This window comes from Parabacteroides leei (assembly GCF_023369805.1).
Lineage (GTDB): Bacteria > Bacteroidota > Bacteroidia > Bacteroidales > Tannerellaceae > Parabacteroides > Parabacteroides leei.
Map to the genome: position 1 here is coordinate 100,535 of NZ_JAMBQG010000007.1, position 19,795 is coordinate 120,329.

The window sequence follows — 19,795 nt, forward strand, 5'->3', positions numbered from 1 at the left end:
GACATTTTAACATCATGGGAAATCCAAGAGCATTCCTCACCATACATAGACAAGAAGCAGGCTATCGTCCTGTAGAAGATCGTATCGACGATTTCAGCGAAGTAGAACAAACACTCAACAGCAGCGATCGCCGCCGTCAGGCTTCCCGTTGCATGGACTGTGGCGTTCCTTTCTGCCATTGGGCTTGCCCGCTCGGAAACAAACAACCGGAATGGCAAGACTTCCTTTACAAAGGACAATGGCGTGAAGCCTATCACGTACTGGAACAGACCTGCGACTTTCCGGAGTTTACCGGCCGCATCTGCCCTGCCCTCTGCGAAAAAAGCTGCGTGCTGAAACTGAGTTGCGACGAACCCGTTACCATCCGTGAAAATGAAGTCGCCATCATCGAGGCCGCCTTCCGCGAAGGTTTTGTACAGCCGGTCACCCCCATACGTAACGGTAAACGCGTTGCCGTCATAGGTAGCGGACCGGCAGGACTGACTGTTGCCAACCGGCTCAACCGCAAAGGATACGAAATCACAGTCTTTGAAAAAGATGAACTACCGGGTGGCCTGCTCCGTTTCGGCATCCCGAACTTCAAACTGAGCAAAAACATCATCGACCGGCGTATCCGCCTGATGGAAAAGGAAGGTATCCGGTTCCGGGTCAACACCATGGTAGGAAAAGAAATCCTTGCCAAGGATATAGTAAAGGAATACGATGCCGTCTGTGTCGCCATCGGAGCAGAAACTCCCCGTGACTTGCCGATCGAAGGCCGTAACCTGAAAGGCGTTCATTTCGCCCTCGAACTGCTGGGACAACAAAACCGTCTTTTGGAAGGTATCGTCATCCCTCCCAAAAACATCATCAACTGTAAAGGCAAGAAAGTTCTCGTCATCGGCGGCGGCGATACCGGAAGCGACTGTGTAGGAACAGCCAACCGCCACGGTGCAGCAAGCGTGACACAGATCGAAATCATGCCGCAACCTCCCGTCGGTCATAACCCTGAAACTCCCTGGCCCATGTACCCACAGGTACTAAAGACCAGCAGTAGCCATGAAGAAGGTTGTCTTCGCCGGTGGAATCTCGCTTCCAGCCGTTTCGTCGGAGATAAAAATACGTTGAAAGGCGTAGAAGTGGAAGAGGTAGAATGGCACTCATCTGCAAACGGAGGCCGTCCCGAAATGAAACTGACGGGAAAGAAAGAGATCATCGAAGCCGACCTCGTATTCCTGGCCATGGGCTTTGTCCATCCCGAACAGGAAGGTCTTGTCAAAGAGCTTTCACTGGCAGTAGATACCCGGAAAAACATTGTCGTCGACCATCAGCACCAAATAGCCGACAGCAAACTATTCGCCTGCGGCGATGCCGTCAGCGGTGCCAGCCTGGTCGTCCGCGCCATGGCTTCGGGCAGGGAAACGGCAAAAGCAATAGACAACTATCTAACAAAATAAAACAATAACGATTATGTGTGGCATTACAGCAATATTCAACATTCGTGAAGGTGCATCCGCCCTTCGTGTCCAAGCTTTGGAAATGAGTAAACGAATCCGTCACCGCGGACCGGACTGGAGCGGCATCTATCAGGGACGCACTGCCATCCTTGCCCACGAACGCCTCTCCATCGTCGACCCTGCCTCCGGTGGTCAGCCTCTGAAAAGCAAAGACGGTAAACTGATCCTGACCGTGAACGGTGAAATCTACAACCACCGCGAAATCCGTCAGGAATTAAAAGACGAATACGAATTCATGACCGGTTCCGACTGCGAAGTCATCCTCGCCCTCTACCGCAAGTATGGTACCGGCTGCGTCGAACGGTTAAGTGGTATCTTTGCCTTCGCACTCTACGACGAAGAAAACGACACTTACCTGATCGCCCGCGATCCTATCGGCGTTATCCCTCTGTATATGGGTTACGACGATCACGGACACTTACTCGTCTCTTCTGAACTAAAAGGTCTGGAAGGTTTCGCTACCATCTACAATCAATTCAAGCCGGGCCATTACTTTTACAGTAAAGATACCGACCTGACGAAATGGTACCTGCGCGATTGGATGGATTATGAGAACGTAAAAGACAATCAGGCCAGCGCAACAGCGTTGCACGATGCCCTTGAAGCCGCCGTCCAGCGCCAACTGATGAGTGACGTTCCCTACGGCGTCCTGCTTTCCGGTGGTCTGGACTCATCCATTATCTCTGCCATCGCAAAGAAATACGCCGCCAAACGTATCGAGACAGGCAGTAAAGCAGATGCCTGGTGGCCCCGGCTCCACTCCTTCGCCATCGGCCTGAAAGGAGCTCCCGACCTGATCGCCGCCCAAAAGGTAGCCGACTATATCGGCACCGTCCACCACGAAATCAACTATACCGTGCAGGAAGGCCTCGATGCCATCCGCGACGTGATCTACTATATCGAAACCTACGATGTGACGACCGTCCGTGCATCCACCCCGATGTACCTCCTGTCCCGCGTAATCAAAAGTATGGGTATCAAGATGGTGTTAAGCGGCGAAGGAGCCGACGAAATCTTCGGTGGTTATCTCTATTTCCACAAGGCTCCCGATGCCAAAGCATTCCACGAAGAGACCTTGCGTAAGATAAGTAAATTGTACCTGTATGATTGCCTGCGTGCCAACAAGAGCCTTTGTGCGTGGGGAGTGGAAGGCCGTGTCCCCTTCCTCGACAAGGAGTTCCTGGATGTGGCGATGCGTCTGAACCCCACGGCTAAAATGTGTCCGGGCAAGACCATCGAAAAGAAAATCCTCCGCGAAGCCTTTGCCGATATGCTTCCTGACGAAATCGCCTGGCGTCAGAAAGAACAGTTCTCCGACGGCGTGGGCTATAGCTGGATCGATACGTTGAAGAAGCTTACTTCCGAACTGGTTTCCGACCAACAAATGGCAAACGCCGCCAACCGTTTCCCGATCAATCCTCCACAAAACAAAGAGGAATACTACTATCGCACGATCTTTGAAGAACATTTCCCCAGTGAAAGTGCCGCGAGAAGTGTTCCCTCCGTCCCGAGCGTCGCCTGCTCTACTGCTGAAGCATTGGCGTGGGATGCTACTTTCAGTAATATGAACGAACCGAGCGGACGCGCCATCAAAGGAGTACATGAAGCGGCTTACTGACCGTGACAATAAAAGTGTTTCACTATGATGAAACAGTTGTTTCTCCTAAGTGAAACACTTGTTTCTTCCTAATGAAACACTTTCAAGGTTATAGTCTTCCGGGTAACTTCCGGCAGTTATAAAAAATCTTCCCTAACCGGACTAAACGTATCGATCAACACACCGGCTTCCACACATTCGCATCCATGCAAAACACCCGGTTTCATATAAACACCATCTCCTGTCCTAACGATCTTTGCTTCCCCGTCCGTCGTAAACTTAAACACGCCACTGGCCACATAAGTAGTCTGTGTATGCGGATGTGTATGAGGTGCCCCGACTGCTCCGGTCTCAAACTTCACCTTTACCATCATCAAATCATCATTATATCCCATGATCTGACGCTGCACGCCTCCTCCGAGGTCTTGCCATTCTATCTTTTCTTCAAATTGAAAATTAGCACTTTCCTGATTCATAATTTCCTTTTCATTAATTCGTTGTTCAATGCGTAAAGATAACTGATAATGTAGTTTTTTCAAATATCCATAGGGTATTCACTATCTTTACACGTCAATTATCTGATATATTAGAAATACTGCTAATTCTTTTATACATGAAAAACATTACATATTGAATACTAAATAAGTTTTTATCAAATGAAATTGCGACTGATTTTATGTTGCCTTTTACTATCCATCGGAAGTATATGGGCAAAAGATGATGTAAGAAAAGCCTCGGAGGCTCTGATCAAACGGGTAATCCCAGAAAAGGCTACTTCGTTTAAAGTAGAAACGATTCAAGCAGAAGACGGTAAAGACCGTTTTGAAATCGAATCCAAAGGCAATAAAATTATATTACGGGGAAACAACGGAGTATCTGTAGCCTCCGCACTTTATCATTACTTGAAATATTATTGTAATGCGCATATGTCATGGAACGGGGATAATCTGAATCTCCCGTCACGTCTCCCTAAAGTTCCGGAAAAGGTCGTGTGTCCGACAGCTTTCGATCATCGTGTCTATCTGAATTATTGTACCGTCAGCTACACAATGGCCTGGTGGGACTGGGAACGTTGGCAACGCGAAATTGACTGGATGGCTATGCACGGTATCAATATGCCCCTGGCTGTAATCGGCCAGGAAGCTGTTTGGCAAAATACTTTACGCCGGTTTAAAATGAATGACGATGAGATCCGTACATTCCTGGTCGGTCCGGCTTTCCAGGCATGGCAATGGATGACGAATATCGAAACATACGGAGGTCCGCTGCCACAATCGTGGATTGATTCCCACAAAGAACTCGGACAGCAAATCCTGGAACGCCAGCGCGAACTGGGAATGACTCCTATCCTACAAAGTTTCACAGGTTTCGTGCCGGTCAAACTGAAAGAGAAATATCCCGAAGCCCGCATCAAAGATAAGAATCGTTGGTGTAATGCGTTTACCGCCACCGTACAGCTGGACCCGCTGGATCCTTTATTCAAAGAAATGGGGCAAGCTTTTTTGGAAGAACAACAAAAGCTATACGGAACAAACCATATTTATGCCGCCGATCCTTTTCACGAAGGGGCTGCTCCCAGCAATGAGAAGTCATATCTTGAAGCAGTAGGAAAAGTGATATGGGAAGTTGCCTCCGGTTTCGACCCCGAAGCCATCATAGCGATGCAAACCTGGTCGTTACGTGAGGCCATTGCCCGCACATTCCCACAAGATCGTCTGCTCTTATTGGATTTAGGAGGCTGGAACGTAGAGAAGTTCAACAGCTTCTGGAACTATCCGTATGTAGCGGGTGTATTGCATAATTACGGCGGACGTGTTTATATGGGAGGAAATCTGCCATTATATGCCAGAAATGCACATGAATTGAAGAAAAGCCCTAAAGGAGGGAATATACAGGGAATCGGTCTTTTTCCGGAAGCAATCGAACATAATCCGGTCGTTTACGAACTGTCTACAGAAATAACCTGGATGCAGAATGCTCCGGTATTGGAACAGTGGGTCATGGATTATGCACGTGCCCGTTACGGAAAACTACCCCAAGGAGCCGAACAAGGCTGGAGAGTATTACTGGAAACGGTATATAGCGATAAAGCTGGCAGATTACCTAGTACAGAAAGTGTTATGTGTGCCCGCCCGGCTTTAAATATCCAGAAAGTGGCAGCCAATGGTGACTTGAGCCGCCCCTATTCTACTTCCCGTTTATGGGATGCCGTCAATTATTTCCTCCAGGCATCCGATGACCTGAAAGCAAGCGACACCTACCGATATGACCTGGTCGATGTCATGCGCCAATGTCTTTCCGATCTTTCTCTGCCTTTACAAAAACAAATAACAGAGGCTTATCAGTCTGGAGATAATGAGAAATTACAACAGGCAGGAGATCAATTCCTCACATTAATCGATGACTTCGACCGGTTACTGGGAACCCGTTCCACCTTCTTACTTGGCAAATGGATAAAAGAAGCGCGTCAATGGGGAACAACCGACGAAGAAAAAGATTTATACGAATGGAATGCGCGTACCTTAGTAACGGTATGGGGGCCGAAACATCCATCTGCCCACCTGTTTGAATACTCGAACCGCCAATGGGCAGGTTTAATGAAAAGTTATTATAAGCCTCGTTGGGAAAAATTCATCAGTTATCTGAAAGTCCAACCTAAAGGTGAATGGCGTTATGATGAACAGTATATCCGTAAATCATTGGCTGAACGCCCGGCTTTGGATGCAAGCGATTTCTATACCCGGCTGACCAATTGGGAATATGAATGGGCCTTCAATAAAGAAACCTATTCGGATACACCGCAAGGGGACGAAATCGAAATAGTAAAGGAGTTATATGCCAAATGGCTTCCGGTAATGAAACAAGTAAGTAAATAAGAAACTGCTTTGCTAGTACAAAAGATGCAATAGGGTCATTCAATTATATAATAAAAATTGCATCTTTTGTTTCAGTTCTTGAAGAACTATTGCATCCACGTGGTGCAAATATAGGACATTTTCACAATAAATCGTTAAAAATCCGTGGCTAATCAAATGTGTCTTTGTTTTAAGCATTTTTTATCCGTGATATCTTTTTACATCTAATTTTTCCTTTACAAATTGACAACCAGCTGATTATCATTTGTGATTTTTACCAGAGTTCTTCAAGAACTACATACTATTTAAAAATCATAGCTACCCCGCCATAAACAAAATGAAGGAAAAGGAAACAAATTTTATTGACAGTTTATTTTGGAAAATTGCGATAAAAGATGATGAAATAGCATTTCGTACTCTTTTTTTTCAATTCTTCTCTCCTTTATGTGTCTTTGCTCATAGATATATCGACTGTTGGGAAACATGTGAGGACATCGTACAGGAGACCTTTTTCAAAATATGGAAAAACAGAAAAAACATAGAAATCAATACATCCAGTCGTAACTTTCTTATTACCAGCGTCAAAAACACATGTATAGATTTTCTTCGTAAACAGGAAACAGAACAAAACTGGCAGCAAAAAGAAATCGAGAATAACACGTTGCAATATACGTCTGGAGACATTTACTCGACCATAGAGTTAGAACAGATGCTCTCCACAGCACTTACCAAACTTCCAGACAATATCCGGATCGTCTTTGAGAAAAACAGGTTCGAAGGTATGACCTATACTGAAATTGCAGCAGAACACAATATCTCGGTCAAGACAGTTGAAGCTTATATGACAAAAGCTTTAAAACATCTCCGGATCGAGTTAAAGGATTATTTGCCGCTAATGATTTTGTTGCTTTGGTAATAAAAACACTCTTTAACATAGGGTTTCCCATATGTTATACGTCTAATTTATAAAAAGTAAAAGTGGACATTCATACAGAACATATAATAGCATATCTTGAAGGACGTCTTTCCAAAGAAGAAAAGGCTGCTTTCGACCTACAACTGCAATCATCTCCCGACTTCAAAAAAGAAGTAGATGACATTCGTTTCATCTGGGAAACCACGGCCGAACTCAAATTACATAAACAGATAAACACTCAGCAAAACTGGAAAAAAATCTCAAAACAGATTGCTGCAGATAAATATAAAAAGAAAATTCTGAGTTTTATTCGGACAGCAACTGCGGTATTATTAATTCCAGTTTTATTTGCAACGTATACCTTATTCAACACTGTAAGGGAATGGAACAATATACCAGTCGAACAAGTAGAACAGAATACGGCTTATGGCTTAATATCCAAAATCACACTTCCCGATGGTTCTGAAGTATGGTTGAACTCCGGCTCTTCTATCTCCTATCCTAAACGCTTTACCAAGAATAAAAGAAGTGTGCAACTGACTGGCGAAGCTTATTTCAAAGTAACATCCGATAAATCAAATCGCTTTGATGTAACAACAGCCAACGGACTGCAAGTCAGCGCCTATGGCACTGAATTCAATGTAAAAGCCTACGAAGATGAAGATAAAATAGAAGCCACTTTAGCAAAGGGACATGTAGAAGTATCAGAAATTGGACAACCGGTTTCTAGGACACTACGCCCGGGAGAACAAGTGATATATTATAAGAATATCAGCAGAATGGAAGTCGACAAAGTCAATCTGGCTGTAGAAACTTCATGGAAAGACGGAAAGATGATATTCAGACGTGCCAACATGAATGAAGTTGTACAACGTCTTGCCCGCCATTTTAATGTTGACATCAAACTGGAAGGAGAAGAATTATATGATTATAAGTATTCTGCCACATTTACGACGGAGACACTAAATGAGATTTTACTTTTGTTAGAAAAAACAGCTCCTATAAAATGTACAGTTATAGAACCGAAACAAACGTCTGATTTTACGTATTCACGACGCGTAGTTATCATAAAAACAGTAAAGTAAAAATCACCCAAAAAGAAAAAAGTTCATTTTCTCATAGGGTGTTTGCCCACACGTTACGTCTAATATCAAAATAAAGATAAATGTTATAATTGTTAACTTAAAAAAGTATTGTATGAGAATGGAAACCTAAAAGAAAAGCAGAAAAATGCCGGTCACATTTTCCTGCTTCAATCAAACAAATTACCAATCCGAAAATCTCACCTGACGAATGGTAATCCCCAACCAAGTTATTTTTCAAACCTAATTAAATTTGATAATGTGAATTTATGAAGAATTTATCAAACCCAGAAGGTTTTAAGTCAAATTTTGACTTATTACCAAAAATTCCAATGCGTATGAAACTTGCAGCATTATGTTTGACTTGCTTTTTAAGCACGGCAAGTGCAAGCTCATTGTACTCACAGTCTACTAGAATTTCTTTGGACATGAGGAATGCATCTGTAGAGCAAGTCTTACAGGAAATCGAAGAAAGTTCCGACTTTTATTTTATGTATAACAGTCAACTTATTAATGTTGACCGTAAAGTAAACATTAAAGTAAAGGAGAAATCGATCGAAACTATTTTGAATGAAATTTGTAAAGCCGCAAACATTGAATATAGCGTCAATGACAAACAAATCATTCTACGTCCGAAAAATATGGTAGCAGAAGCTACACAACAAAAGACAAAAACAATCAAAGGAGTAGTCAACGATCAATTCGGTCCTATCACCGGCGCCAACGTGTCTGTCGACGGTACTACCATTGGCACAATCACCGACATGGATGGTCGCTTCACTTTGGAGGTTCCGGAAAATGCAACATTACAAGTTTCTTTTATCGGTTACCTGACTCAGGCCATAAAAGTGGCAGGACAAACCGATTTCACAATTTCCTTGAAAGAGGATACACAAAAATTGGATGAAGTGGTTGTTATCGGTTATGGTACACAAAAGAAAATGAACTTGACAGGATCTGTAGCTACAATCTCTGCTGAAAACATTGCAACTATTCCGGTTTCCAATATTTCAAATGCGATGGCCGGACGTATGCCTGGTATCTTCTCTTACAATAAATCCGGTATGCCCGGTGCTTCTTCCCCGATCACCATCCGTGGAACCAATACACCCAACAATACAAACCCAACTTACGTAATCGACGGTGTTGTTCGTGAAAAAGCCGACTTCGATGCATTGGATCCGAATACAATCGAAAACATCTCTGTACTGAAAGATGCAGCCTCGGCAGCCGTTTATGGTTCGCGTGCAGCAAACGGTGTGATTGTTGTTTCAACTAAACGCGGTAAGAATCAAAAACCACAATTCAGCTATTCAGGATTATTCGGTACCGAACGATCGACACGCAAGCCAGAAGTGTTGAGCGCATACGATAGAACGGTGTATCTAAATAACAAATTCATGTACAACGGTATTCCTGAAACCGATACCCGTTACTACACCGCCGACGAACAAGAATATTTCAAGACGCATAGTACGGACTGGGTGGATTTAGCTTGGAGAAACCCATTCACAATGCAGCATAACCTAAGTGTCAATGGCGGTAGCGACCGTATTAATTATTACATGTCAATCGGCTATTTCGATCAAAGCGGGACATTCGATAATTTGGATTTCCAACGCTATAGTTTCCGTTCAAATGTGGATGCCAAAGTTGCTGACAATTTTACGATCGGTTTGGACGTTGACGGAAACATAGGCGATCAGAGGACTCCTTATTGGCCTTACGATTCCGACCAGGAATTGATGAATGATATGTATCGTGCTTTATTAAACTTTCCATCTACAGAACCTGCTTATATCAATGGACAACCCAATGCAACCATTTACAACTGGAACGTATTGGAAGCCATTAAGAACGGACATCGATCTAAAAAGAAGAACACCCTGAATACCAAATTAAGTGCTAATTGGGATATTCCTTGGGTAGAAGGATTGACCGCCAATGCGATGTTCAACTACCGTCGATATTATGAAAACTACAAAACCGTCGGTAAAGCCTATACGTTGTATATGCACGAAACATCCGGTGAACACAACCACATCATCCGCGATGATGCACCCGTTACCGGAACACGTACAAGAACTGAAAACGGAAACTTTGTTCGGAAAGATTTCAACGAAACCAGTTCGTACACATTAAACCTGCAATTGAACTATAACCATACATTTGGAAAACATGACATTGGAGCCATGTTCTTATATGAACAATTCGAACAATGGGAAGATAATTTTTGGGCTCAACGCAAAGAATTGCTTTCACCATCTTTGGAACAACTGTTTGCAGGTAGTGCCGATAGCCAATGGAAAGATGCTAGCGGTAACGAATCTGAAATCGGGCGTATCGGTTATGTAGGACGTGTCAATTACGGCTTTGACAACAGATATTTGTTAGAAGCCAACTTTCGTTACGACTCTTCCGTAAAATGGATCCCGGGAAAACGTTGGGGATTCTTCCCGTCAGTATCTGCCGGATGGCGTGTAACAGAAGAAAATTTCTTCAAATCAAATGAAAAACTAAGCTTCATCAACAATTTGAAACTTCGTGCATCTTATGGAACCTTAGGTAATGATGGAGGAAGCGATGTTGCTTATTACCAATATTTGAGCAAATTCAACACTGGTAGTAACGTTGTATTTGGAAGTGGAGCAACTGGCATTCTACCCGGGGTTTATCCTAGTAGAGGTATTACTTGGGAAACAACTACAACGACCGATGTCGGTTTCGACCTCGGATTATGGAACGGATTATTGAGCTTGGAATTTGATTATTTCTATAAAAAGACAAAAGATATCCTGATGGCTCGTACACGTACAATACCAGAAACGTTTGGTGCCAGCCTTCCGAAAGAAAACTATGCCGAAATGGTCAACCAAGGATGTGAGTTCTTAGTACGTCACGACAATAAAATTGGTAATGTGACCTACTACGTGTCAACCAACTTTTCCTTCGCCCGCAACCATTACACGAAAATTGATGAATCAGCTAATGCTTACGAATGGGAATTGAAAACAGGTCGTCCCATTAACTTTATCACTGGCTATATTGCCAATGGCATAGCCCGTACAGACGAAGACCTTGTCGGTTTGCCTAAATATAATGGAGGTTTCAATTGGTCAAAAGGAGACGTCATCTTGCAAGATATACATGGTGCTGGTGGTGTTGGTGGTCCCGATGGAATAGTCGATGGCAATGACAAAGCAGTCCTTTCATTATATAGTAAAGATCCTGAAATAATCTATGGTATCAGTTTAGGTGGTGAATGGAAAGGGCTTGACTTCACAGCATTCTTCCAAGGAGTCGGCCATCGTTCAATCATGTTCCCTAACCGCGGTGATACGTGGACCGAGCAAACGGTTTTGAATATCTGGTCGGATGCTTATTCTCCCGATAATATCAATGGCGAATATCCGCGTGTAGGAGGTACTGGGTCTGTAGGAGCCAATAGCCAAGCTTCTACATTCTGGCTGATGAATGGTAACTATTTCCGTTGTAAAAATATCGAAATCGGTTATACATTGCCTAAGCAATGGATGAGTTCAATCGGTGTAGACCGTTGCCGTTTTTATGTATCAGGGACTAACTTGTTCGTGTTAGACCACATCGGCATTTACGATCCAGAAAATAGTGGCGATCGCGGTGCTTACCAATATCCGTTGACAAAGAGTTTTAACCTCGGTGTTAATGTTAGTTTCTAATCATTTGAATAATTCGATATGAAAAAAATATTTATTACATGTGTAGCCATTTTGGCTTTATCATCTTCATGTTCCAGCATATTGGATAAAGAAGACCTAAGTTCTATCTCTGAAGAGCAAGTTTGGGTTGATAAAACATTAACAACCTCTTTTCTAAATGCATTATATGCCTCTATTCCGGCATGGGATACCTCCGTAGCTGATGCCTCAGACGAGGCTACTGGTGGTGGATCTTGGACAAACGGAACCATAACCCCGGATAGTCCTATCTGGTACTGGCCGTATGCAAACATCCGCAATTGTAACATTTTTATACAAAATGCTTCAAACCCGGAGGTATGTACCATTGACCGTGAACTGGCTGACCGTTTGATCCATGAAGCTCGTTTCATCCGGGCTTACCTCTATTTTGATATGGTAAAACGTTATGGCGGCGTGCCTTTGATAACAGTACCTCAAGAAATAACAGACGATCTCTTTGTCAAACGTAATTCAACCAATGAGTGCTTCGAATTCATTATTAATGAATTAAATGCTTGTGCTGAAAAATTACCCGATACATACGATGCCAGTGAATTGGGACGTATTACCAAAGGAGGAGCTAAAGCTTTCTTAGGACGAGTATTGCTGTTTCGTGCCAGTCCGCAATTCAATCCTAACAACAAGATCGAGCATTGGCAAACAGCATATGATTACAACAAAGCAACACTTGAATATCTGATCAGCCAAGGGCATGCTTTATACGAAGACTATGGTGAATTATTCTTGGAAGAAATGAACAAAGAAGTGATCTTTGCTATCCGCTATGAAAACCCGACCCGTACGCATAACCGTGACGCGGCAGTTCGTCCGATCAAATTCTCACAAAATGCTTCTGGCGGATGCCATCCGACACAAGAGGTTATCGACCGCTTCCCGACCATCGATGGTGGAATCTACACCTATGCCGATTGGGAAAAAGAAGGTAGTGGAGATATCTTTAAATTGTGGGAAAATCGTGACAATCGTTTCTATGCAACAATAGTTTACCAAGGTAGTACTTATTTCAACGAAAAAATGGAATTGAATGAAGATGCTCAAAATGACTATGCATATGGGAAAAATATGGGTACTCGAACTGGATATTATTCCAAAAAAGGTATCAACCAAAGTTTGTCGATTGAAGAATGTCAGAAATCAGGAACCGACTACATTGACATCCGCTTAGGCGAAGTCATGTTGAACTATGCAGAAGCAGCAGTAGAGGTAGGTAAACAAGATGAAGCATTCGGTATATTAAAACAAATCCGTAAACGTGCCGGTATCAAAGAAACCAGTCCTAATCCGGACATGAAAGGATTGCTTTACGGTTTGAATCCAAACATGAGTCAAGAAGAAATACGTGAAGCCGTGCGTGAAGAACGTTTCATCGAGTTGTTGTTTGAACAAAAACGCATATGGGATATGCGTCGTTGGATGATTTACGACAAATTAATGACAGGTCAAGAAAAACGTCATGCATTAGTGATGACCCAAAAAGCAGATGGTAGTTATTCCACCCATCTGTTCGACCGTGACAATACCCCTATGATCACAAACGAACAAATGTATTTCCTACCAATGAAACGAGGTGAAATGAGCAATAACCCCAACCTGGAACAAACAAAAGGCTGGGAAAACGGAACATTCGACCCACAAGCCGGCTTATAAAAACAGCCTTTTCAACTAGCTAAAGAAGACGGGAGCTAAGAGTAATCTTTTAGTTCCCGTTCTTTTTACAAATAGACGTCATTTTGAACGATTCACTTACTTTTCGTTCAGAATGGCGCCTATTTTATCTCCTTTCATTGACAAATAGTCATACTTACTTGGTATAACAAGTGTTCTTTTAACGATCTTTCAGCAAGTTTTCACTTACACCAACTTACAATATACTCCTATTTGCCACTATATAGTTATAATTCATAACAAACAAAGGGGATTATTGAAACAATTTATCACCACACTTGGTTTTACAGAACATTTAGACGTATTTATTATACATAAAATACCAAAACGTCGTATATTTGCATCATAACAAAACAAAAAGAAATTTTTAAAGGAGTAAAACAATCGAAATGACAAATCCAATTAGATTCACAAAGATGCACGGGGCCGGTAACGACTACATATACGTAAACTCGATGGCTTATCCGCTGGATAAGCCGGAAGAGCTGGCCGTTAAGTTGAGTGCGCCACATACAGGTATCGGATCGGATGGATTGGTTTTAATCGGTTCATCGGATAAAGCCGATTTCAGCATGCGGATATTCAATGCCGACGGCTCCGAAGCCATGATGTGCGGGAACGCTTCCCGTTGTATAGGTAAATATGTTTACGAAGCAGGACTGACCGATAAAGAAACAGTCACACTGGAAACATTATCAGGCATCAAGATTCTACGGCTAACAATTTCCAATGGCGCAGTAACTGAAGTAACGGTCGATATGGGAATCCCGGAAATAATTGAACCATCCATTGAACTGGAAGCCGACGGACAAACGTATACCGGCACTATCCTGTCAATGGGGAACCCTCACCTGGTTATTTTTGTTACTAACATAAACGATATCGACTTGCCGGCTATCGGACCTAAGCTGGAATGTCATCCCCTCTTCCCCGACCGGACGAATGTTGAGTTTGTACAGGTTTTGAAAGACGATGAAGTCCGGATGAGGGTATGGGAACGCGGATCAGGGATTACCCAGGCTTGCGGGACAGGTGCTTGTGCTACCGCCGTCGCAGGAGTCGTATGTGGTAAGACCCAACGTAAAACCAAAGTAATCATGGACGGTGGACCGCTCACCATCCACTGGAATAAAGACAATGGAAAAGTCTATATGACCGGAGGAGCTGTTACCGTATTTGAAGGGACAATAGAAGTATAACAAAAGGATAAAAAGACAGGAATCCCCTGTCTCTACAAGACAACAACATAAAACAACAGAACGAATATGGCACTGATTAACGAACACTTCCTGAAACTACAGAACAGTTACTTATTTTCCGACATTGCGAAAAAAGTAAACAGTTTCAAGATAACGCACCCTAAAGACAAAATAATCCGCATGGGAATCGGTGATGTGACGCAACCGCTGGCACCAGCCGTTATCGAAGCAATGCACAAAGCCGTCGACGACCTGGCAACTCAAGAGAATTTCCACGGCTACGGTCCCGAACAGGGTTATCCTTTCCTGATCGACGCTATCATCAAGAATGATTATGCCAGCCGCGGGATATTTCTGGAGCCGGGCGAAGTCTTCGTCAGTGACGGTGCCAAAAGCGATTGCGGAAATATAGGCGATATTCTCCGTCACGATAACAGTATCGGGGTACTCGATCCGGTTTACCCCGTCTATATAGATTCCAACGTCATGAGCGGACGTACCGGAGTGTTGGAAAACGGAAAATGGAGCGATGTCGTTTATATTCCCTGCACGGAAGAAAACAATTTCATTCCCGAACTTCCGAGCCGCCGGGTAGATATCCTCTATCTCTGTTACCCCAACAATCCGACAGGCACAAGCCTGACAAAAGACGAATTGAAAAAATGGGTAAACTACGCGCTGGCAAACGATGTCCTGATCATGTACGATTCGGCTTACGAGGCTTACATACAGGACCCGAACATCCCCCACTCGATCTATGAAATCAAAGGGGCGAAAAAGGTCGCCATCGAATTCCGTAGCTTCTCGAAGACCGCCGGTTTCACCGGAGTACGTTGCGGATATACGGTTGTACCGAAAGAACTGAACGGCTTCACGCTGGGAGGTGAAAAGGTACAATTAAACAAGCTTTGGAATCGCCGTCAGACAACCAAATTCAACGGAACCAGCTACATAACCCAGCGGGGTGCCGAAGCTGTTTACTCTCCGGAAGGGAAAGAACAAGTAAAGGCAACGATCAATTATTATATGACTAACGCACGTATTATGAAAGAAGGTCTCCAGGGTTGTGGTCTGAAAGTATGGGGGGGTGAAAATGCTCCTTATCTCTGGGTAAAAGCTCCGAAAGGGTTCTCTTCCTGGAAATTCTTTGATAAGTTGCTTTACGAAGTCAATATCGTTGGGACACCGGGCGTAGGATTCGGCCCGAGTGGCGAAGGTTATCTGAGACTCACCGCCTTTGGCGACCGGGACGACACTTTGGAAGCAATGGCCAGGCTGAAGAAGTGGTTGTAATTAATTGAAAATTAAGGAGCAGCGGGGTTTCTCTGAATAAAGGGTATAGGGCGGAAAAGCGCATTCTGCTTATATAGCTTGCCGAAGGTACTTCATTTAAGGTTACAACAAAAATATCTGCGCCTGTCCGAGTCTTCTGCGTTCCATGAAGGCACCAGACAAAGACAGATACGCAAGGAAATTATATTTAGGTTATCTAATGAAAAAGGAGTGTATAGAAAAGCCGGCCGCAATACTCGATTTTATAGAATGTTATACCATTTGACCTGACTATGGCAGGCAGTTCTATACCCCTTTTTATTCAAGTATTAATCGGGTGAGACAATCGCCCTAATTCTTTAAGGTTATGAAAAAGATTGAAGCTATTATAGGAACACCCCATCTGTTCAATATCAGCTTTTACCAAACGGAATTACCGGTAGAAGGCTTCCTGATCTTCCAGACCGTATTCTGCGCCACCGCAGCGACAATCGTATCCGGAGGAATGGCCGAAAGGAGCAAATTCGCCATGTACCTGGCTTATACGGTACTTATCAGCGTATTGATCTATCCCGTCAGCGGTCACCGGACCTGGGGAGACGGCCTACAACAATTAGTGGAGTGTCCATTCCCTCCCTCGTGTCAACATAGACTGTCAACATTTTAAACTATATACACTATGTCACTTATCATTCCTACAGATTACAAACAGACGCTCACGCCGGAAACGACAGAGCAGGCGATCCAGATGTTAAAGTTCAGCTTTCAGGAAAAACTTTCAAAAGCGTTAAACCTCCGCCGGATAACCGCCCCTCTTTTCGTTCTTGCAGGGACAGGGATAAACGACGATCTGAACGGTGTGGAACGCGCCGTCTCCTTCCCTATCCATTGCATGGGCGACCGTCGGGCAGAAGTCGTACATTCGCTCGCCAAATGGAAACGAATGAAACTGGCAGCTTACCGTATTCCTGCCGGTTACGGCCTTTACACGGATATGAATGCCATCCGCGGTGACGAAGATCTCGACAACCTTCATTCCCTTTACGTCGACCAGTGGGACTGGGAAAAAACAATCCGCGCGGAAGATCGTAATCTGGACTGTCTGAAACGTACCGTACGTCACATCTATATCTTGTTAAAAGAAATCGAGGAAATGGTTTATCACCAATACCCTCATATCACTCCTTCTTTGCCGGATAATATCACCTTCATCCATTCCGAAGAATTACAGAAGATGTATCCGGGAACTCCTCCCCGCGAACGCGAAAACAAAGCCGCCCGGAAATTCGGAGCCATCTTCGTGATCGGTATCGGAGGCGAACTGACCAACGGCGAGAAGCATGATGGCCGCGCTCCGGATTACGATGACTGGAGTACGGTCAATTCCGACGGCTTCAATGGTCTGAACGGTGATATCATTCTTTGGAATGATGTTCTGGAATGTGCTTTCGAGTTATCATCCATGGGCATCCGTGTAGACCGTGAAGCTCTTCAACGCCAGTTGAATATAAGTAACTGCCCTGAGCGTGCCGAACTGGAATTTCATAAGTTATTGCTGGATGGGAAACTACCGCAATCGATCGGTGGGGGCATCGGACAGAGCCGCCTCTGCATGTTCTTCCTCCGCAAAGCGCATATCGGCGAAGTGCAGGCTTCCATCTGGCCGGAAGAACAGATAGAGATCTGTAAACAGAATAACATCATATTATTGTAGTAGCAAAGAATAACAAATACTATAAAATTCAGGTATTATGTCAAAGTTAAGATTCAGAGTTGTAGAATCGGCCTTCAAGAAAAGAGCCGCCGAAGTAGCCACCCCGGCAGAACGTCCGTCGGAATATTTCGGAAAAAACGTATTCAACCGCGAGAAGATGTTCAAATATCTTCCGGAAAAAGCTTATGCCAAACTAGTCGATTCTATCGACAACGGCACTCCGCTCGACCGGGAAACGGCCGATGCCGTGGCCGCCGGTATGAAAAAATGGGCGATCGAAATGGGAGCGACCCATTATACCCACTGGTTCCATCCCCTGACCGAAGGCACTGCCGAAAAACATGACGCTTTCGTAGAGCACGACGGCAAAGGCGGAATGGTTGAAGAGTTTTCAGGGAAACTCCTGATCCAGCAGGAACCGGATGCCTCCAGTTTCCCGAACGGCGGTATCCGAAATACGTTCGAAGCACGCGGTTATTCGGCCTGGGATCCCTCATCCCCTGCTTTCATTGTTGGCGATACCTTATGTATACCGACCATCTTCATCGCTTATACCGGCGAATCGCTGGACTATAAGGCTCCCTTGCTGAAAGCATTGGAAGCCGTCAATAAAGCCGCCGTCGACGTATGCCACTATTTCAATCCGGATGTAAAGAAAGTATACGCTTATCTGGGATGGGAACAGGAATATTTCCTGGTAGACGAAGGTCTGTATGCCGCCCGTCCTGACCTGTTGCTTAGCGGTCGTACGCTGATGGGTCACGAAAGCAGCAAGAACCAGCAGCTGGAAGATCACTATTTCGGCGCCATTCCTACCCGTGTCATGGAGTTTATGAAAGAGTTGGAAATCGAATCCCTCAAATTAGGCATTCCATTGAAGACCCGCCATAACGAAGTGGCTCCCAACCAGTTCGAACTGGCTCCTATCTTTGAAGAATGCAACCTGGCAAACGATCACAACCTGCTCGTCATGGCATTGATGCGTAAGATCAGCCGCAAGCATGGTTTCCGTGTCCTGTTGCATGAAAAACCATTCAAAGGAGTGAACGGATCGGGTAAGCACAACAACTGGTCGCTGGGTACCGATACAGGCATCGGCCTGATGGGTCCGGGTAAAACTCCGGAGGACAACCTGCGCTTCATCACTTTCGTAGTAAATGTTTTGATGGCTGTTTACCGTCACAACGGATTACTGAAAGCAAGTATCTCCAGCGCAACCAACGCCCACCGCCTGGGGGCCAACGAAGCACCTCCCGCAATTATCTCCAGCTTTCTGGGAACCCAGTTATCACAGGTTTTAGACCATTTGGAAAAGAGTGAACCGGAGGATCTCATGCTGGCCGGTAAACAAGGGATGAAACTGGATATCGCCCGTATCCCCGAATTACTGATCGATAACACCGACCGTAACCGTACCTCTCCTTTCGCTTTCACCGGAAACCGTTTCGAATTCCGTGCCGTAGGTTCCGAAGCCAATTGTGCCTCGGCTATGCTGGCTCTGAATGCCGCCGTTGCCGAGCAATTGAAGCTGTTCAAAGCAGAGGTAGACGGAAAGATCGCAACCGGCAAAGATAAGTTTGCAGCTATTCTGGAAGTACTCCGCAAAGACATCAAAGAATGTAAGGCCATCCATTTCGACGGCAACGGTTATAGCGATGAATGGAAAGAAGAGGCTAAACGCCGCGGCCTGGATTGTGAAACCAGTGTTCCGCTCATCTTCGACAATTACCTGAAAGAAAGCAGCATCAAGATGTTCGAGTCGACAGGCGTCATGACCCGCAAAGAGCTGGAAGCCCGCAACGAAGTGAAATGGGAAACATATACAAAGAAGATACAGATCGAAGCCCGCGTATTGGGTGATTTGACAATGAACCATATCATTCCTATCGCCACCCGCTACCAGACTTCGCTGGTCGATAACGTTTATAAAATGAAAGATCTTTTCCCGGCAGACAAGGCATCCGTCCTTTCCGCCCGCAACCTGGAGATCATCGAAGACATTGCTTGCCGCACCAACTTCATAAAGGAAAAGGTCGACGAGATGGTCGAAGCCCGTAAGGTTGCCAACAAGATCGAGAGCGAACGCGAAAAGGCCATTGCCTACCACGACACCATCGTCCCGATGTTGGAAGAGATCCGTTACCACATCGACAAACTGGAACTGGTTGTAGACGACCAGATGTGGACATTGCCGAAATATCGCGAATTATTATTCATCAGATAGTTTTTTGTTGATTGTTTTGTGTTTGCAAGGGAAGC

General features: G+C 44.5%; 12 protein-coding genes and 1 pseudogene. 12 read left to right on the forward strand and 1 reads right to left on the reverse strand.

All coding sequences use genetic code 11. From position 1 onward, the window contains the following. The first annotated feature begins 14 nt into the window (after positions 1-14). Both M1P97_RS12040 and asnB read left to right on the forward strand, forming a co-directional pair. Positions 15-1,436: a glutamate synthase subunit beta gene (locus tag M1P97_RS12040; RefSeq protein WP_249389220.1), complete on the forward strand. Its 1,422-nt coding sequence runs from the start codon at positions 15-17 to the stop codon at positions 1,434-1,436. 13 nt (positions 1,437-1,449) lie between these two features. Further along, positions 1,450-3,114 (forward strand): asparagine synthase B, encoded by a 1,665-nt coding sequence (gene asnB, locus M1P97_RS12045; RefSeq protein WP_195372625.1) that lies wholly within the window; start codon positions 1,450-1,452, stop codon positions 3,112-3,114. Positions 3,115-3,230: 116 nt separating this feature from the next. On the opposite strand, the gene M1P97_RS12050 is transcribed toward asnB, so the two are convergent. Further along, the gene (locus tag M1P97_RS12050) at positions 3,231-3,569 is read right to left on the reverse strand and encodes a cupin domain-containing protein (protein WP_195372626.1); all 339 of its coding nucleotides are present in this window, start codon (positions 3,567-3,569) and stop codon (positions 3,231-3,233) included. Between the two features lie 180 nt (positions 3,570-3,749). Here M1P97_RS12050 and M1P97_RS12055 point away from each other — a divergent pair, with 180 nt between their 5' ends. From M1P97_RS12055 to M1P97_RS12100, 10 genes and pseudogenes are all read left to right on the forward strand, one after another. After that, positions 3,750-5,969 carry an alpha-N-acetylglucosaminidase gene (locus M1P97_RS12055; protein WP_249389221.1) on the forward strand — a complete coding sequence of 740 codons (2,220 nt, stop codon included), beginning with the start codon at positions 3,750-3,752 and terminating at the stop codon, positions 5,967-5,969. Between the two features lie 316 nt (positions 5,970-6,285). After that, on the forward strand, positions 6,286-6,864 hold the full coding sequence (locus M1P97_RS12060) for an RNA polymerase sigma-70 factor (RefSeq protein ID WP_195372628.1): 579 nt from the start codon (positions 6,286-6,288) through the stop codon (positions 6,862-6,864). 62 nt (positions 6,865-6,926) lie between these two features. Further along, entirely contained in the window at positions 6,927-7,949 is a 1,023-nt protein-coding gene (locus M1P97_RS12065) for a FecR domain-containing protein (RefSeq protein WP_195372629.1), read from the forward strand. A 425-nt stretch (positions 7,950-8,374) separates the two neighbouring features. Next, positions 8,375-11,644 carry a TonB-dependent receptor gene (locus tag M1P97_RS12070; protein ID WP_249389222.1) on the forward strand — a complete coding sequence of 1,090 codons (3,270 nt, stop codon included), beginning with the start codon at positions 8,375-8,377 and terminating at the stop codon, positions 11,642-11,644. A gap of 18 nt (positions 11,645-11,662) precedes the next feature. Then, positions 11,663-13,333, forward strand: a complete 1,671-nt coding sequence (locus M1P97_RS12075) for a RagB/SusD family nutrient uptake outer membrane protein (protein ID WP_195372631.1) — start codon at positions 11,663-11,665, stop codon at positions 13,331-13,333. A 407-nt stretch (positions 13,334-13,740) separates the two neighbouring features. Continuing rightward, a complete protein-coding gene (dapF, locus tag M1P97_RS12080; RefSeq protein ID WP_195372632.1) occupies positions 13,741-14,550 on the forward strand; it encodes a diaminopimelate epimerase in 810 nt (269 codons plus the stop codon). Positions 14,551-14,616: 66 nt separating this feature from the next. After that, positions 14,617-15,843 (forward strand): LL-diaminopimelate aminotransferase, encoded by a 1,227-nt coding sequence (locus tag M1P97_RS12085; protein ID WP_195372633.1) that lies wholly within the window; start codon positions 14,617-14,619, stop codon positions 15,841-15,843. A 337-nt stretch (positions 15,844-16,180) separates the two neighbouring features. After that, positions 16,181-16,426 (forward strand): annotated as a pseudogene (locus M1P97_RS12090) (ammonium transporter); the annotation flags it as partial. Between the two features lie 75 nt (positions 16,427-16,501). Beyond that, entirely contained in the window at positions 16,502-17,536 is a 1,035-nt protein-coding gene (asnA, locus tag M1P97_RS12095; protein ID WP_249389223.1) for an aspartate--ammonia ligase, read from the forward strand. Positions 17,537-17,573: 37 nt separating this feature from the next. Further along, entirely contained in the window at positions 17,574-19,760 is a 2,187-nt protein-coding gene (locus M1P97_RS12100; protein WP_195372635.1) for a glutamine synthetase III family protein, read from the forward strand. Positions 19,761-19,795 lie beyond the last annotated feature (35 nt).

Excerpts from the sequence above, each read along its gene's own strand:
- M1P97_RS12040 (WP_249389220.1), top strand. The coding sequence starts at position 15 with ATGGGAAATCCAAGAGCATTCCTCACCATACATAGACAAGAAGCAGGC.
- dapF (WP_195372632.1), top strand. The coding sequence starts at position 13,741 with ATGACAAATCCAATTAGATTCACAAAGATGCACGGGGCCGGTAACGAC.
- M1P97_RS12075 (WP_195372631.1), top strand. The coding sequence starts at position 11,663 with ATGAAAAAAATATTTATTACATGTGTAGCCATTTTGGCTTTATCATCT.
- M1P97_RS12050 (WP_195372626.1), bottom strand. The coding sequence starts at position 3,569 with ATGAATCAGGAAAGTGCTAATTTTCAATTTGAAGAAAAGATAGAATGG.
- M1P97_RS12100 (WP_195372635.1), top strand. The coding sequence starts at position 17,574 with ATGTCAAAGTTAAGATTCAGAGTTGTAGAATCGGCCTTCAAGAAAAGA.
- M1P97_RS12070 (WP_249389222.1), top strand. The coding sequence starts at position 8,375 with ATGAGGAATGCATCTGTAGAGCAAGTCTTACAGGAAATCGAAGAAAGT.
- M1P97_RS12060 (WP_195372628.1), top strand. The coding sequence starts at position 6,286 with ATGAAGGAAAAGGAAACAAATTTTATTGACAGTTTATTTTGGAAAATT.
- asnA (WP_249389223.1), top strand. The coding sequence starts at position 16,502 with ATGTCACTTATCATTCCTACAGATTACAAACAGACGCTCACGCCGGAA.
- M1P97_RS12055 (WP_249389221.1), top strand. The coding sequence starts at position 3,750 with ATGAAATTGCGACTGATTTTATGTTGCCTTTTACTATCCATCGGAAGT.
- M1P97_RS12085 (WP_195372633.1), top strand. The coding sequence starts at position 14,617 with ATGGCACTGATTAACGAACACTTCCTGAAACTACAGAACAGTTACTTA.
- asnB (WP_195372625.1), top strand. The coding sequence starts at position 1,450 with ATGTGTGGCATTACAGCAATATTCAACATTCGTGAAGGTGCATCCGCC.